The sequence below is a fragment of the Gracilibacillus sp. JCM 18966 genome (assembly GCF_055392695.1).
In genome coordinates this window covers 568,603-585,403 of the sequence record NZ_AP043883.1, presented here as the reverse complement: position 1 = coordinate 585,403, position 16,801 = coordinate 568,603, and the positions used below count along the sequence as shown (strand labels likewise).

Here is a 16,801-nt window from a genome sequence, read left to right as displayed (position 1 = left end):
CGATAGATGAGTGATCAAAAAAATTCTAATAATAAGAAGAAATCTAATCAATTCACTATCATGAAGGATGATTCTACAGACGGTCATGGTGGGTATGGAGTTGGTTCGATAAGCTTAGAAAATATTTCTCCTGTCATCATCGATCCAAATGATGACAGAGCATTTGTGGATATGGGGGCAATGCACGCAAGAAGTGAGGTAGAAAGAAGGGTGAAATTTATCCCTAATAAAGAGGAAGTTCCAAATGGGAAATTATATTGGATCGTATGGGTCACGGTTGAAAGAGGAGAAGAAGGACCGTATTATCATGGGGTAGCAGGTAGTGAAATTCGTGTCGATCGATCGATAAAGCGCGCCTATAAGTCTATGCCAGAACATGTTAATCATATGGATAAATCAATGAAGGGTCATTATATTGTGGAACATATGGATGAAAAATCCCTCAAGCTCTTGGCTGATTTTTTACGTGATTATAAGCCAGAAATGTGGGAACGATCACCAGAAGAATTAAAACAGGTTTTACCAAAATAATGAACACTTTGTGAACAATTTCTGAACTTTCTATATTATACTTGTCCAAAGCAAGCGTTATTGATTAAAATAATACACACATGGTAACTCTTCGTTACTAGGACTGGAAAAGGGCCGGGCATTCGCCTGGCCTTTTTTCATGACTGAATAAATAAGCATCCACTTCTACTTGGACGCTCTTAACTAAAAGATCCGGATCACTGAAGAATCCCATCCCAGCAAAATGGAGTTATATCCTTTACAAAGTGCATTTCAAACGAGGAATCCAGCGAAATGGAGTTTATAAGCTTTATAAAGCGCAATTTAAACGAAGAAAACCAGCAAAATGGAGTTTATAAGCTTTATAAAGCGCAATTTAAACGGAGTATCCCAGCGAAATGGAGTTTATAAGCTTTATAAAGCGCATTTCAAACGAGGAACCCCAGCGAAATGGAGTTTATATGCATTATAAAGCGCATTTCAACCGAAGAATCCCAGCAAAATGGAGTTTATAAGCTTTATAAAGCGCATTTCAAACGAGGAACCCCAGCGAAATGGAGTTTATATGCATTATAAAGCGCATTTCAAACGAGGAATCCCAGCAAAATGGAGTTTATATGCTATATAAAGCACATTTCAAACGAGGAATCCCAGCAAAATGGAGTTTATATGCTATATAAAGCGCAATTTAAACGAAGAAAACCAGCGAAATGGAGTTTATAAGCTTTATAAAGCGCAATTTAAACGGAGTATCCCAGCGAAATGGGGTTTATAAGCTTTATAAAGCGCATTTCAAACGAAGAAAACCAGCGAAATGGAGTTTATAAGCTTTATAAAGCGCATTTCAAACGAAGAAAACCAGCGAAATGAAGTTTATCCGCTCTATAAAACTCACTTCTTGCCAGAAATGCCTCTCAAATGGAGTTAATAAGCTATTTCTAATGCAAGCCTCGACGCCAAACGGTCTCCGTCACTATTCTGTTACAGTCGAATTATCGCCAAACCAGAGCCAATCCCACCAATCCTCTAAAAATGGATCGTCCTCGGTGATTTCCTTTAGTTCCTCTGAATTTTCTTCATTGATTTCTTCCAAATGGGAAGTACAGTATTGAGATGGTTGGGTTCCTTTGATAAAAGGCATCGTATATGCTTCTCCACACTCATCTGTTGCTAGTAAACCAGTATTAAGGTCGATCGGGACTTCGATAATGTTCTCAGGTGGCTTGCTTTCTGTTACTGGGATGCTTTCATGAGCCTTCTCCATAAAGTTAGCCCAAATTTCTTTGGAGAAATGCTCCTCGGAAACTTTTTCAATCGAGCGATTATCGTCATAGCCAATCCAGACACCAGCTACTAATTCAGGGCTAAAGCCGACCATCCAGCTATCTGATTCCGTTGTTCCCGATTTACCAGCATAATCGTGTGTTAGTTGGTCTGCTATTGAGGCACCTGTTACACTCATATAGCCATTGAGCTCCTGGTCAAACATTCCCTTCATCATATCGGTCAAAATATAAGTAAGAGCAGGCTTCAGCAGTTGATTTGTCTCTTTTTTCGAGAAAAACGGAAAACCTCCAGCTTCTTCCTTGGGCTCTTCGTACTGATAAATTACATTTCCTTGTGAATCTGTTACTTTTTCGATCACATGAGAATTCACTTTTTTACCACCATTTGCAATAATACTATAGCCTGTTACCATTTCCTTTACACTGACAACCTCTGTACCAAGAGCAAGCGAAGCAACAGGTTCAAGTGGACTTTCGATGGCGAACTTTTCCTTTGCAATCCGCGCGAATCGTTCAGGTGTCACATACAGATTTGTCTTAACCGCAAAAATATTATCAGATAAGGCAACTGCCTGCGCCATCGTAATCGGAGCATTTGCATAATAGTTATTAAAATTGCTTGGCTGATAGCTTTGACCATTTTCTAGAGCAAAGGTTGTCGGCTTACTCATCATCGTCGTTGCAGCTGTCATGCCATTTTCCAAAGCGGCATAATAGAGAAATGGTTTAAAAGAGGAGCCAGGCATACGCTTTGCCTGAACTGCCCGATTAAAGGAGGATGCTTCATAATTTTGTCCCCCCACAAGTGCAGTTATCCCACCAGTATCAGGGTCCATTGCGACAGCACCTACTTGAATTTCTCCATTGTTGAGAACAGACTCACTGGCTGTTTGCAAAGCTAGCTGCTGGTCTGTCTCCAATGTTGTATAAACCTTATAGCCACCAGAACGAATCTCTTCCATATTTAAATCGAGCAATGATTTCAGTTCCTCGACCACAATATCCTGAAAATAAGGAGCAATACTGTTTTTTACAATCATACGGTCATCGGAAAAATTTAATTTTTCGTTTATTGCCGCATCATATGTTGCTTGGTCGATCACATCATTCTCCAGTAAATTTTCTAAAATAAAGGCTTGTCTTTGTTTCGCATTTTCTAAATCATGAAAGGGAGAATAGATGGACGGCCCCTTAGGTATACCTGCAAGCAAAGTAGCTTCCGCCCAGCTTAAATCCTTTGCTGACTTGTTAAAATAATATTTACTAGCAGCCTCAATCCCATAGGCGCCATGTCCATAATAAATCGTATTTAAATAACCTTCTAAAAGCTCATCTTTATCATAGAACATTTCTAACCTAATAGTGTAAAAAGCTTCATATAGCTTACGTTTCCAGGTTTTTTCATGTGATAGGAAGAGATTTCGAGCATATTGCTGGGTGATCGTACTTGCCCCTTCTTTTAACGACATTGTCTGGATATCCTTAACAATAGCTCCCGCAAGTCTCTTAAAGTCAAAGCCAAGATGATCATAAAAATGCTGATCCTCTGTCCAAACAATGGCTTTTTCTAACTTGTCATCAATTTCGTCCAAGTCCACCCAATACCTCTTTTCAGATCCGTATTCCTCCCCGATTACTTCTTGATCTGAGCTATAATAGATGGTGTTTTCCGCACGTTCAAGTGAAGGAGGACCTAGTATAAAGCTTGCCCCGATTAAGAAAACAAAGGAAGAAGCCCCGACTAAAAACATAAAGAAGCCCCATTTTAGCCATCTTTTTTTCCTTCTTCTTCTCCTTCTGCGCATAGGTGTCCCCTCCTTCAATAAGCTTATATTTGGTATTATGGGAAATTTCTAAAAATAATAAACATAAAGATACAAGAAAAACTTGATTTTTTAGAAAAAATCTCTAAAATAGTATTGTTTAATCTAACTAATAGATGGTTGTTTGAATATAGATAGGAGAAGATGATGAATGGGATTATGGTTTACGGAAAAACAAACAGAAAACTTTGGAATCACTGCGAAGGTTAATCGAACACATCATACAGAGCAAACCGATTTCCAGAAGTTAGATATGGTTGAAACGGCGGAATGGGGGAATATGCTCCTTTTAGATGATATGGTCATGACAACCGAAAAGGATGAATTTGTATACCATGAGATGGTCGCACATGTTCCTCTATTTACGCATCCTAATCCTAAAAAGGTACTGGTAGTTGGGGGAGGAGATGGTGGAGTGATCCGAGAGATTCTTAAACATCCGTCCGTGGAAAAAGCCGTATTGGTTGATATTGATGGGAAAGTTATGGAATATTCGAAAATATATTTACCGTCTATAGCTGGAAAGTTATCTGATCCACGAGTGGAGGTACGCGTAGCAGATGGTTTTGTTCATATTGCCAAAAGCAAAAAAGCGTATGACGTGATAATGGTTGATTCAACCGAACCAGTAGGCCCTGCTGTTAATCTTTTTACAAAAGGCTTTTATGCTGGAATTGCTAATGCATTAAAAGATGACGGACTCTTTGTTGCACAAACAGATAATCCTTGGTTCAAATCTGATTTAATTCGCCAGGTATTTCAGGATGTAGCGGAGATATTCCCTGTAACTAGACTATATACTGCCAATATTCCGACATATCCTAGTGGTCTATGGACCTTTACATTAGGAAGCAAAATCCATGATCCCTTAAAGGTTAAGGAAGAACGCTTCTTTGACATAGAGACGAAATATTACACAAAGGACCTTCACTTTGCAAGCTTTGTCCTACCGAAATTTGTAAAAGATTTAACAGATAAATAGGGGGTGAAAGGTATGCGTTTTGATGAAGCCTATTCTGGAAAGGTATTTATACTATCACGACAAAACCATGAGAAGGCAGATGTTATTTTATATGGAATGCCGATGGACTGGACAGTAAGCTTTCGTCCGGGTTCGCGCTTTGGTCCCAATCGCATCAGAGAAGCATCAATTGGCTTAGAAGAATATAGCCCTTATTTAGATCGTCATTTAGAAGAAGTGAACTATTTCGATGCAGGGGATATCCCACTTCCGTTTGGAAATGCTGAGCGCAGTCTAGAAATGATAAAAGCCTATGTCCGCAAAATTTTGGCAAAAGGAAAATTTCCGCTTGGATTAGGTGGTGAGCATTTAGTGAGCTGGCCAATCCTTGAAGCAATGTTTGAAAAATATCCAGATCTTGCTGTCATTCATATTGATGCCCATGCTGATTTGCGGATCGAATATGAAGGAGAAGAATTGTCTCACTCAACTCCGATTCGAAAAGTTTGTGAAAAATTTGGTGCAGAGAATGTTTATTCATTTGGGATTCGATCAGGCATGCGAGAAGAATTTCAATACGCAAAGGAAAGCGGCATGTATATGGCAAAATTTGAAGTAGTAGAACCACTAAGAAAAGTATTACCGACACTGCTTCATCGCCCGATATATGTCACAATTGATATCGATGTATTAGATCCGGCCTATGCGCCTGGTACAGGGACTGCTGAAGCAGGCGGGATTACTTCAAAGGAATTATTGGAGGCTATCCATCTAATTGCAAAATCCGGGGTTTCTATTGTAGGTGCAGATCTGGTGGAGGTTGCTCCAGTATATGATCCGACAGAAAAAACAGCAATCGCAGCAAGCAAATTCATCCGGGAAATTCTTTTGGGCTGGGTAAAATAACCGGCAGTTACTTTCTAGGTTAATTATGATAAAATGTCAGTAAAGGAATAGAAAAATAGGGGATAAATCACGATGACAGAACACGAACATGACAATCATATAGTAAATCACTTCTTAGAAAGTGACAATGAATTGCCGATTTATGTTATTTATCAACAATTAAAGGGATACCCTAATGAAATAGATAATATGCGATTGATTTGTCTGCATTGTAAAAGTGATCATAATCAACGAGTTGCCATGGAATATCTATATGCAGTCGGTTTGCTAGAGGAGCTACATGACGTAATAGCAAAAAATCGAACCTCTATTCATAAAAAAAATCGAACGGCAGCACTGGCTTACCAGTTAATGTACGATCGGAAGAATTTATCCAATAAACAAGTCAAACCAAAAATGATAAGGCAATCGATTAAAGAGATTAATCGAATCGAAGCGGAAGCAGATGATGACATTTTTCCTATTTTAAAAGACTTATTACATATTTACTGTTATTTTGACATGCATCAATATGGCAAAATTGGTTTATATAATGATCGTATTAAGATAGGACTGGATCGTCTGATGGATCCTTTATTAAGAGAATTGCTCGAGCATCGTTTGGATGAGACGTTATTTATCTATCATTGGAAACGAAATGAATTAATCCTTTCACGGAAATATGGCTATCGATTGCTTGCCAATACGAATAATGACTACAAAAAAATCGATATTCATAATATGCTTGCACAAGGATACCTGTTTGAAAGCTATGAACAAGCGATACAACATGCCCATTTCGCTTTAGAGCTAGCAAAGAAGACCGCCAATGCACGTGCTGTTTATGGACTGACCAATTACACTATTCCATTTATTTCTGCCTATTATCGAAAAACGGAAGGGCTCGTGACAGAGAATAAAGCAGAGCAAGCTCATATTGCATTAGCAAATGGTAATGTCGAGGAATGTATATCCATATTAGAGGAATTTAACGAGCTGACGCCATTTCAACAATATTATTTAGGTATGGCACGAAAGGATAAGCATTTACTCAAGCAATCCTATCAACGTTTTATCTATGAACGGGACGATTATTTTTATGCGAAGCTACCATTACAAGCATTAAATGCACTTGATCAATAAGGAATGAGAAGATTAATGAACAAAACTCCAGTTTCCATAACAATGACCATGGAAATAATAGATGACGATAATAAAGAAATTACCGTAACAGAAGAGAAAGGTCTGCTAATGGAGAAAAACCAGATGACTGTGCTGACCTTTAGTGAACAGAATGAATATAACGAACGGACAGATTCATTCATTACCATACAACCTGATAAAGTAAGTGTGAAGAGGTCTGGCGCTGTTTCCATGCATCAAAAATTCACAGAAAAGCAACGAACAGAAAATGTTTACAGACACCAGTTTGGAACAATGCATATGGAAACAATGACAGAGCAAATTCAATATCAACAACTAGAGAAGAAAAGAAATGGAAAGCTTTTTATTAGCTATACAACAAGCTTAAATGGAGCAGACCCCAGAAGACATCGGTTAACCATTCAATTCAGCCAGGAAGACAATCGTTAAAATGGAGGTATTAGTATGAATATAATGCAAGAGATGCAAGATAACTTAAAGATGGCGATAAAACAAGCAGTCTTATCGGCAGGCTTAGCAAAAGAAGAGGAAATACCTGCCATTGTGCTAGAACAACCTAAGGATAAAGCGCACGGTGATTATGCAACGAACATGGCTATGCAATTAGCGCGAATTGCCAAAAAAGCTCCACGTCAAATTGCCGAAGAGATAGTACAGAAGCTAGATCAAACAAAAGGATCGATCAAAAAGGTAGAAATAGCTGGTCCTGGTTTTATTAACTTTTTCATGGATAATCAATATCTAACGAATTTAATTCCTACCATCTTAGAGCAAGGGGAGCAATATGGAAAAACAAATGTAGGCAAGGGTGAGAAAATCCAGGTAGAATTTGTTTCAGCGAATCCTACAGGAGACCTGCATTTGGGTCACGCTCGTGGTGCTTCCGTTGGGGATGCTTTATGCAATATTTTAGATAAAGCAGGCTATGACGTCTCAAGAGAATACTATATTAACGATGCAGGAAATCAAATTAATAACTTAGCACTATCTGTTAAGGCTCGTTATATGCAAGCATTAGGTAAGGACTATCCTATGCCGGAGGACGGGTATCATGGAGCTGATATTATCGGAATTGGAGAAAGTCTTGCCAAAGAATATGGTGAAGAGCTTTTGAGTCAACCAGCGGAAGAGCAGGATCGTTTTTTTAGAAAATACGGTTTGGAATTTGAACTAGAAAAGCTCGCAAAGGATTTAGAGCAATTTCGCGTAACCTTTGACAACTGGTTCTCAGAAACCTCTCTCTATCAAGAAGATCGTATAGTACCTGCAATTGATCTTCTCCGCGAAAAAGGATATATTTTTGAAAAGGATGGAGCAACATGGTTCCGTACGACAGACTTTGGTGATGATAAGGATCGTGTTTTAGTAAAACAGGATGGTTCCTATACCTATCTATCACCAGATATTGCTTACCATAAAAACAAGCTGGATCGTGGCTTTGATAAACTAATCAATGTTTGGGGAGCGGATCATCATGGTTATATCCCACGTATGCGTGCAGCGATCCAAGCACTTGGCTATAATGCGGATACTTTAGAGGTTGAAATCATTCAAATGGTAAATCTCTTTGAAAATGGCGAAAAAATAAAAATGAGTAAACGAACAGGAAAAGCAGTCACTTTACGGGAACTAATGGACGAGGTAGGCATTGATGCTATGCGTTATTTCTTTGTCATGCGCTCTGCTGACTCTCACCTAGATTTTGATATGGATTTAGCAAAATCCCAGTCCAATGATAATCCTGTTTACTATGTTCAATATGCCCATGCGCGAATTTGTACCATGTTAAAGCAAGCAGCAGAAAAAGGGATACAACCTACTGACTATGATGCAAGCCTGCTTCAATCAGAAAAAGCAGAGGATCTCTTAAAGCAATTAGGCGATTTCACCCAAGTGGTTGCAGATGCAGCAAGTAATCGAACGCCACACCGTGTAACACAATATATTTTTGACCTAGCATCTGCCCTTCACAGCTTCTATAATGCAGAGAAAGTCATTAACGAAGACGATATCGAAGCAACGAAAGCACGCTTAGCTTTAATGGAAGCCGTAAAAATCACCCTAGCAAATGGCTTACGCCTGATAGGAGTTCATGCACCAGAGAGCATGTAATAGAAAAAGAGGAATAAATCAGTGTTGACTGGTTTGTTCCTCTTTCATAATGTGGTGACAAGTTATACTACAAAAATCTCCGAAGTGGCACACTGATAACCGTTAACAGCTTCATCCACAATGGTTGATGTTTAATCCATGTTAAGGTTAATTTTTTGCTTGTATTCAAGTCATGGGTAAAGCATGCTCTGGCATCCTGATAAAGGGGATGATCCTTTTTTACGATGACATTGATTTCTTCGTTGAGAAGAAGGCTTCGTTGATCAAAATTTCCTGTGCCAAAATCACAGATCTCCTCATCAATAAACAAAACCTTTCCGTGAAAAAAACCATCCATATATAAATAAGTATCTACACCAATCTCTTGCATTTTTTTTAAATAAGGCATGGCACCGGCCTTTGTAATAGGATGGTCTCCTTTTTCAGGTAGAAGGATCGTAATCTTTACTCCACGTTTTCTTGCATCCACTAGCGCCTGAAGCACAGGTTTTGTTGGGATAAAATAAGGAGAGCCAATTTCAATAGAACGTTTAGCACTGGAAAGCATCGAGAGGATACTTTTTTCAAGGGAATTTGCTTCTGATGTCATGACACAAATGTTAACATCCTCTGCATTAGCTTCCTTCTCACCAAATGATCGGTCATAGGAAAGACTCGCCTTGTTCCAATCCGTAGTAAAAATTTGACTGAATACTCGAGCAATTTCACCCGTGAGACGAATATGATAATCCTTCCACTTACCGAGCTTTAAATCATTTCCTAAATACTCTTCACCAAGGTTGAATCCTCCTAGATAACCAATCTTTTGATCGATAATTAATAGCTTTCGATGGTTTCTCTGTTGAAGGTGATAAAAAAATGGCGGCCGTGGATGGTTCATCTTGAAAAAAGGGAATCGATTTTTTATCCATTTCTTACGGTAACGAAAGCTTCCTACCCAATCTGCCAGCATTCTAACCTCCACACCTTCTGCATGTTTTTGAGCAAGTAAGCTGTAAAATCTGTTACTAATCTGGTCATTACGAATAATAAAAAATTGCACATCAATCGAAGTTTTGGCATTTTCTATATCCTTTAACATTTTTTCAAAGAGATCTTGCCCTGAATCAAAAAATGTAACATCATCAGAAGAGGTGTTCCATTTCATGCTATGATTATTCCTTGCTGATAACATTTTACCGAGGATGTAATCAATGTATAATAAAAAAATAAAAAGCACTATACATCCAACTATGGTTAAGTAAATCATGAATATCCCTCTTTTCAAAGCTTAATCTTTACATTACCCAATATTAAAGAAAACTATGATAAAATTCCATTATAAAAGCACGTGCGTTTTTCGATTGAATCGGTTAACATTAGAAGGTGTGAAGAATAAACGTGAAATTACTTAATGAGGTGAGAAGATGCAAAAGCTAGTATTCTTTGTAGGGGTCGCAGGAACAGGGAAAACAACCGTGGCAGAAAAAATTGCGGAAACCATACCTTGTGCATTTCTTGATCGCGATACAGTAGGGGGACGTTTTGTTGAACGTTTTCTTGAAATGAATGATTTAGATCCAAATGATCGTGACTCAGATTTTTATAAAAAAAATTTACGTGATTTAGAATATGATACAACCAAGGATATCTGTATAGAAAATCTTCGGGTTGGACAAAATGTTTTCATGATTTCTCCATTTACAGCTGAATTGAAAAATAAACAATGGATTGAAGATGTTATTGCAGCTAGTGGAAAAACAAATAAAGAGGTAGAGGTGAAGGTAGTTGTCGTCACTCTTGACGATATCGAACAGCAGCGAAAACGCATTGAAGAGCGTGGAACAGTAAGAGATACCTGGAAGCTTGACAATTGGGATTCCTATGAAACACGAGTGGATTTTGTTCCAACAATTAATTGGGATATTCCGCAAGACGATATCCATATTTTTGATAATTCAGGAGATTTAACGGAGGAAAAAGTACAAGGATTAATCTCTTTCATTAATTCATAGCATACACTTGTGAAAGATTGTTGCATTTCATTAGGCAAAACCATATAATATGATGGTAGTAGTGACGTTGAACGAAAACATTTGTTTACATAGATTTTACGATAAAGGAGTGCTAAATCGTGAGTTTGCAGAATTTAACAGAAGAAAAAATAGATGAAATGGCAATGATCGATGTTGCGACAGAATTACTAGAAGATGGAAATAAAGCAATGGATTTCCGAGAATTATTTGATAAAGTGGCAGAACTGAAGGGCTTTAAAGAGGAAGAAAAAGATGAAAGGCTCTCCCAATTCTATACAGATTTAAATATTGATGGTCGGTTTATGACAAAAGGCTCTAATCTTTGGGGATTGAAAAAGTGGTATCCAGTAGAAGAAATAGATGAAGATATTACCCAAACACCGAAGAAGAAAAAGAAGAAAAAAGTAACGAAAAAGAAAGCGAAGATCGAAGAAACAGAACTTGATGAAGACTTAAGTGAAGATGATAGTAACATCGGTGATGTCGATCTAGAGGATTTCCAAGAGGAAGAAGATTTCGACATTGAAGATACATTGGAAGATGATGACTTTGATTTCGATGAAGATGACGAGATAGAAGATGAAATAGACGATTTAGAAGACGATGATTTTGATGAAGATGAAGAAAAATAGCCTAAAACTTACTTGACTTTCTACCGCTATCTGAGTACAATTTTACTTGGGCTCCATAAATTAATGGATAATATATAGCGTTCCCCTGGTAGATAGGGGAGCGCTTTTTTATTTTACGTTAGGAAAGTATAAAATTCTACACAGTAGCGTTTCGACGTAGCTGAAATTTTAAGGTACCAAGTATAAGCAAAACTAGGCATTCGCCAAAGGACGAGCGAATGCGAGTTTTTCTAATTAAAAATAGCTTGAGAGTTCCAATATATAGCTCAGGTACTTCTTTCCGAAGACGGAGAGAGTTTCATTTAAAAAAAGCGGGAATGAATAAGAAGAGCTGCCATTATTGGTGTTTTTCTTCTCCCACAACCTTAATAAATACAAGAAAGAGGGATAAGTGTGACGAAATACATCTTTGTAACTGGTGGTGTTGTTTCTTCCATTGGAAAAGGAATTACAGCAGCATCCTTAGGGCGTTTATTAAAAAATAGAGGATTAAAAGTAACGATTCAAAAATTTGACCCATATATCAACGTGGACCCAGGAACAATGAGTCCATATCAACATGGAGAGGTTTTTGTTACAGATGATGGGGCAGAAACAGATCTAGACCTTGGCCATTATGAGCGGTTTATTGATATTAATCTCAACCAGTATAGCAATATTACGACAGGAAAAATTTACTCAACGGTGATTAAAAAGGAACGTCAAGGTGACTATTTAGGTGGAACAGTACAGGTTATCCCACACATTACGAATGAAATAAAAGATAAAGTATTTCAGGCCGGAAAACAAACAAATGCAGATATTGTCATCACCGAGATCGGTGGTACGGTTGGAGACATTGAATCCCTTCCATTTATTGAAGCGATTCGCCAAATAAAAAGCAATATTGGTCGCGAAAATGTCATGTATATTCATTGTACCCTAGTTCCTTACATTCAAGCGGCAGGGGAATTGAAAACAAAGCCAACACAGCATAGCGTAAAAGAATTACGATCACTAGGGATTCAGCCAGATGTGATTGTTTTACGTACAGAAAGAGAAATTAGTCAAGAAATGAAAGAAAAGATTGCATTATTTTGTGACATTAATGAAAAAGCGGTTATTGAGTCAGGTGATGCAGATACCCTCTATCATGTACCATTAGCAATGCAGGAACAAAAATTAGACCAAATTACTTGTGACCACTTTGGATTAGATTGTGCTCCTGCAGATATGACGGAATGGCAGCAATTAATTGATCGGGTTTTAAATTTAACAAAGAAAGTTACAATTGGTTTAGTTGGTAAGTATGTAGAACTGCCAGATGCCTATATCTCTGTAGTAGAGGCATTAAAGCATGCCGGATTTGCTCATGATGCGGATGTAGAGGTGAAATGGATAAACTCGGAAGAATTAGATCGTGAAAACATCGAAACACAACTAGCAGATGTGGATGGAATTCTAGTTCCAGGTGGATTTGGTGATCGAGGCATTGAAGGAAAGATTGAAGCGATTCGATATGCAAGAGAAAACCGTATACCATTCCTTGGAATTTGCCTTGGTATGCAACTTGCAACCGTAGAATTTGCTCGAAATGTATTAGGGCTAGAAGGGGCGAATTCAGCAGAGATTGATCCACAGACACCGCACCCGATTATTGATCTACTCCCTGAACAAAAAGAAATATCGGAAATGGGTGGTACGCTAAGATTAGGCTTATACCCTTGTCGATTAAAGGATGGCACAAAAACGAAAGAAGTATATGACAATGAAGATGTGGTATACGAGCGTCACCGTCATCGATTCGAATTTAATAATCAATATCGGGAGAATATGGAGGCAAATGGTTTTGTCTTTTCTGGTACAAGCCCTGACGAAAGATTGGTCGAAACTATTGAGATAACAGACCATCCTTGGTTTATTGCCTCCCAATTTCATCCAGAATTCAAATCTAGACCAACAAAACCACAATCATTATTTAAAGGATTCATAGGAGCAACAGTAAAATAATTCTTCATAGAAATTATTAATAAAACGAACGATTCTAATTAGATCGTTCGTTTTTTGCTTACTATATTTACTTTTGCCCAAGCCACTAATCAACATTCTCCTAATTTCGACAAAATTCGTTCCGTTCAGATAAAAAAACATTTCAAAATATTGCAGGATTTTTATTTCTTATATCGAAATATTTTAAAGGATATAATCTTTTGAAAATTATTCTGTGGATGACGAAAAAAGAACATAGTGATAAGCTAAGTTTTTCTATGGTAGCAGAGAAAAGGAGTTGCATGATATGGAAAAAACAGTCTTAGTAGTAGATGACCAAATTGGGATACGAATGTTATTAGAAGAGGTTATATCTCATGAAGGGTATCGTGTGGAGCAGGCCATGAATGGTCAAGAAGCACTTGATAAAATTAAACAGGACAGCCCTGACCTTATTATGTTAGATTATAAGCTTCCAATCATTGATGGGGAAGCACTTGTCCAACTGTTAGAGGAGGATGGATTTGCCATTCCGACTGTAGTCATGAGTGGATTACCTGAACGAGCGGAAGGTAAAATGAAAAAATATTCCTCTGTTAGAAAAACAATTGGCAAACCATTTCAATTAAATGATATACGGATACTAGTTAATGAAATAATTGGTAATTAATCCTTATTATGCAGTAGAATTGATATTTTTTTATCAAGTAACCGTTTTCCACTGCTTACGTTGTTGCACCTTCTTAAAGGAATTGGTATTCTATTAATGGACACAATCTATCAGTAACAAGATCGGTTGTAAAAGCAATGCTTATATCTATACATATTTTAAAGGAGGAGCAAAACAATGCCATTAGTTTCAATGAAAGAAATGCTAGAAACTGCTAACAAACAACGCTATGCTGTAGGTCAGTTCAATATTAACAACCTAGAGTATGTACAAGCTATCTTGCAGGCTGCAGAAGAAGAAAAATCCCCAGTGATCTTAGGTGTATCTGAAGGCGCTGGAAAATATATGGGTGGATTCAATGTAGTTGTGGCAATGGTGAAAGCAACAATGGAAGCACAAGGTACAACAGTTCCTGTTGCAATCCATTTAGATCACGGTTCTAGCTTCGAGGTATGTGCAAAAGCTATCCATGCAGGCTTTACTTCTGTAATGATCGATGCATCTCATGATCCATTCGAAGAGAACATTGCAGTAACTTCCAAAGTAGTGGAGCTTGCTCATTTCCATGGTGTATCTGTTGAAGCAGAGCTTGGAACAGTTGGTGGTAATGAAGATGGTGTACAAGGTGGAATTATGTACGCAGATACAAACGAGTGTAAAGAGCTTGTAGAACGTACAGGTGTTGACTGTCTTGCACCAGCATTAGGTTCCGTTCACGGTCCTTATCAAGGCGAGCCAAACTTAGGCTTTAAAGAAATGGAAGAAATTAATACCGTTGCAGGTGTACCACTAGTTCTTCATGGTGGAACAGGAATTCCTGTTGCAGATATCCAAAAGGCAATTTCATTTGGTACTTCTAAAATTAATGTAAATACAGAAAACCAAATTCAACAAACAAAAGTAGTTCGTGAAGTATTAGAGGCTAATCCAGAAATGATTGACCCTCGTAAATACTTAGGACCAAGCCGAGATGCAATCAAAGATACAGTAATCGGTAAAATGCGCGAATTCGGTTCTTCTAATAAAGCATAAATAAGATCTAACTGCTCTTTTTTGAAAAGGGCAGTTTTTTATTGTAATCTCCTACCTCTAATCGTTTTATCCTCGAACAATTACAAGAAAAATAATCCTGCTTAGTGTAAAAATATCCAAATTACGTTATAATGGAAGTCGATTGGTTTTTTATCATTTATGAAAGTGCGTATGTAAAATTACCACTTTCTAAAGGTATAGCAGTCATGGAGTTTTCTATCAATATTTTGCATGAATTTGGTAAAAAGGAACACACTAAAAATAGTAAATAATAGTGATGCGATAAATAGCTAGTAATTACCTTGAAAGAGAGGGAATAGGAATGCAGAAACTACTAGTAGAAGGTGGACACCTGCTTAATGGAGAAGTGCGGATAAGTGGCGCAAAAAATAGTGCTGTGGCACTCTTGCCAGCAGCTATTCTGGCTGACTCAAAAGTAATAATAGAGGGTCTTCCAGAGATTTCTGATGTAGAGACATTAAGCTACCTATTAGAAGAAATTGGCGGAACAGTGGAAAAGCATGAACATACTTTACATATTGACCCAAGCAATATGACGGCAATGCCTTTACCTAATGGCCGTGTAAAAAAGCTTAGGGCATCCTATTACTTCATGGGTGCCATGCTCGGTCGCTTTAAGGAGGCGGTGATCGGTTTACCGGGAGGCTGTTACCTCGGGCCAAGACCGATAGATCAGCATATAAAAGGCTTTGAGGCTTTAGGCGCAACGGTAACAAATGAACAAGGTGCAATTTATTTACGTGCAAACGAGCTTAAAGGAGCACGTATTTACTTAGATGTAGTGAGTGTTGGGGCGACCATTAATATCATGCTAGCTGCAGTAAAAGCGAAAGGCAAAACGATTATCGAAAATGCAGCAAGAGAACCAGAAATTATTGATGTGGCCACATTGCTCACAAGCATGGGTGCTAGAATCAAGGGTGCGGGAACAGACGTTATTCGAATTGAAGGTGTAGAAACATTAAAAGGCTGTATGCATACGATTATTCCGGATCGAATTGAAGCAGGAACTTATACGATCATGGCTGCTGCTCAAGGAGAAGAGGTATTAATTGACAATGTGATCCCTCAGCACTTAGAGCCACTGTTAGCGAAATTGAGAGAAATGGGTGTTCCAATCGAAGAAGGGGAGGAACAATTACTCGTCCATAGAGGAAGTAAACTAAATAGTGTGGATATTAAAACACTTGTCCACCCAGGGTTTCCGACAGACCTACAGCAGCCATTAACAGCACTTCTTACGAGGTCAGAAGGGACGAGCGTTGTCACAGATACCATTTATTCTGCTCGATTTAAACATATTGACGAGTTGAGAAGAATGAATGCCCAAATTAAAGTCGAGGGTAGCTCCGCTATTATAACAGGATCTGTGGAACTAGAAGGGGCAAAAGTCAAAGCAAGTGATTTACGAGCAGGAGCCTCACTTATTGTGGCAGGATTAATGGCAAATGGGGTTACAGAGATTACAGGTGTAGAGCATATCGATAGAGGTTATGCGAACATCACGGATAAGCTTAGACAATTAGGTGCGAATATTTGGCGAGAGAATATGACAGAACAAGAAGTAAAACAATTTCAAAATTCCTAATGTGTAAGAAAAGCGCAGACTAATCGGAGTTAGACATCTACTAAATTTATATATGATATAAGAAAAGAGGCAATAACTTGTCTCTTTTTCCTTTTTTTAAATGTGTAAAAAATGAGGGAAATTCGATTTCTTAA

At 38.0% G+C, this 16,801-nt stretch carries 14 protein-coding genes; 12 read left to right on the top strand and 2 right to left on the bottom strand.

The window, feature by feature from the left end; genetic code table 11:
* Nucleotides 1-6: 6 nt before the first annotated feature.
* A complete protein-coding gene (locus tag ACZ5N5_RS02605) occupies nt 7-531 on the top strand; it encodes a YwhD family protein (protein WP_464373214.1) in 525 nt (174 codons plus the stop codon).
* A gap of 952 nt (nt 532-1,483) precedes the next feature.
* Here the strand turns inward: ACZ5N5_RS02605 and ACZ5N5_RS02600 are convergent.
* Complete coding sequence (locus ACZ5N5_RS02600) at nt 1,484-3,601, bottom strand: transglycosylase domain-containing protein (protein WP_464367612.1); 2,118 nt, start codon at nt 3,599-3,601, stop codon at nt 1,484-1,486.
* Between the two features lie 169 nt (nt 3,602-3,770).
* Between ACZ5N5_RS02600 and speE the strand changes: the two genes are divergently transcribed.
* From speE to argS, 5 genes are all read left to right on the top strand, one after another.
* The gene (speE, locus tag ACZ5N5_RS02595) at nt 3,771-4,601 is read left to right on the top strand and encodes a spermidine synthase (RefSeq protein ID WP_464373213.1); all 831 of its coding nucleotides are present in this window, start codon (nt 3,771-3,773) and stop codon (nt 4,599-4,601) included.
* A 12-nt stretch (nt 4,602-4,613) separates the two neighbouring features.
* On the top strand, nt 4,614-5,486 hold the full coding sequence (speB, locus tag ACZ5N5_RS02590) for an agmatinase (protein ID WP_054788788.1): 873 nt from the start codon (nt 4,614-4,616) through the stop codon (nt 5,484-5,486).
* A gap of 72 nt (nt 5,487-5,558) precedes the next feature.
* On the top strand, nt 5,559-6,608 hold the full coding sequence (locus ACZ5N5_RS02585) for an AimR family lysis-lysogeny pheromone receptor (protein ID WP_109985435.1): 1,050 nt from the start codon (nt 5,559-5,561) through the stop codon (nt 6,606-6,608).
* A 48-nt stretch (nt 6,609-6,656) separates the two neighbouring features.
* A complete protein-coding gene (locus ACZ5N5_RS02580) occupies nt 6,657-7,058 on the top strand; it encodes a YwiB family protein (protein WP_464367613.1) in 402 nt (133 codons plus the stop codon).
* Nucleotides 7,059-7,073: 15 nt separating this feature from the next.
* Nucleotides 7,074-8,741: an arginine--tRNA ligase gene (argS, locus tag ACZ5N5_RS02575; RefSeq protein ID WP_109985434.1), complete on the top strand. Its 1,668-nt coding sequence runs from the start codon at nt 7,074-7,076 to the stop codon at nt 8,739-8,741.
* 67 nt (nt 8,742-8,808) lie between these two features.
* Here the strand turns inward: argS and ACZ5N5_RS02570 are convergent, their stop codons facing one another.
* Nucleotides 8,809-9,888 carry a phospholipase D-like domain-containing protein gene (locus ACZ5N5_RS02570; protein ID WP_464373212.1) on the bottom strand — a complete coding sequence of 360 codons (1,080 nt, stop codon included), beginning with the start codon at nt 9,886-9,888 and terminating at the stop codon, nt 8,809-8,811.
* A 259-nt stretch (nt 9,889-10,147) separates the two neighbouring features.
* Between ACZ5N5_RS02570 and ACZ5N5_RS02565 the strand changes: the two genes are divergently transcribed.
* The 6 genes from ACZ5N5_RS02565 to ACZ5N5_RS02540 all read left to right on the top strand — a co-directional run bounded on the left by ACZ5N5_RS02565 (nt 10,148) and on the right by ACZ5N5_RS02540 (nt 16,667).
* Nucleotides 10,148-10,735, top strand: coding sequence for a P-loop nucleotide/nucleoside kinase family protein (locus tag ACZ5N5_RS02565; RefSeq protein ID WP_277679677.1), 588 nt, complete (start codon nt 10,148-10,150; stop codon nt 10,733-10,735).
* 119 nt (nt 10,736-10,854) lie between these two features.
* Nucleotides 10,855-11,388 (top strand): DNA-directed RNA polymerase subunit delta, encoded by a 534-nt coding sequence (rpoE, locus tag ACZ5N5_RS02560; RefSeq protein ID WP_054861232.1) that lies wholly within the window; start codon nt 10,855-10,857, stop codon nt 11,386-11,388.
* Nucleotides 11,389-11,781: 393 nt separating this feature from the next.
* Nucleotides 11,782-13,377 (top strand): CTP synthase, encoded by a 1,596-nt coding sequence (locus ACZ5N5_RS02555; protein ID WP_464373211.1) that lies wholly within the window; start codon nt 11,782-11,784, stop codon nt 13,375-13,377.
* Nucleotides 13,378-13,663: 286 nt separating this feature from the next.
* Nucleotides 13,664-14,026, top strand: coding sequence for a response regulator (locus ACZ5N5_RS02550; RefSeq protein WP_109985430.1), 363 nt, complete (start codon nt 13,664-13,666; stop codon nt 14,024-14,026).
* Nucleotides 14,027-14,203: 177 nt separating this feature from the next.
* Nucleotides 14,204-15,058, top strand: a complete 855-nt coding sequence (fba, locus tag ACZ5N5_RS02545; RefSeq protein WP_054788798.1) for a class II fructose-1,6-bisphosphate aldolase — start codon at nt 14,204-14,206, stop codon at nt 15,056-15,058.
* 322 nt (nt 15,059-15,380) lie between these two features.
* Complete coding sequence (locus ACZ5N5_RS02540) at nt 15,381-16,667, top strand: UDP-N-acetylglucosamine 1-carboxyvinyltransferase (RefSeq protein WP_054788799.1); 1,287 nt, start codon at nt 15,381-15,383, stop codon at nt 16,665-16,667.
* The last annotated feature ends 134 nt before the right edge of the window (nt 16,668-16,801 follow it).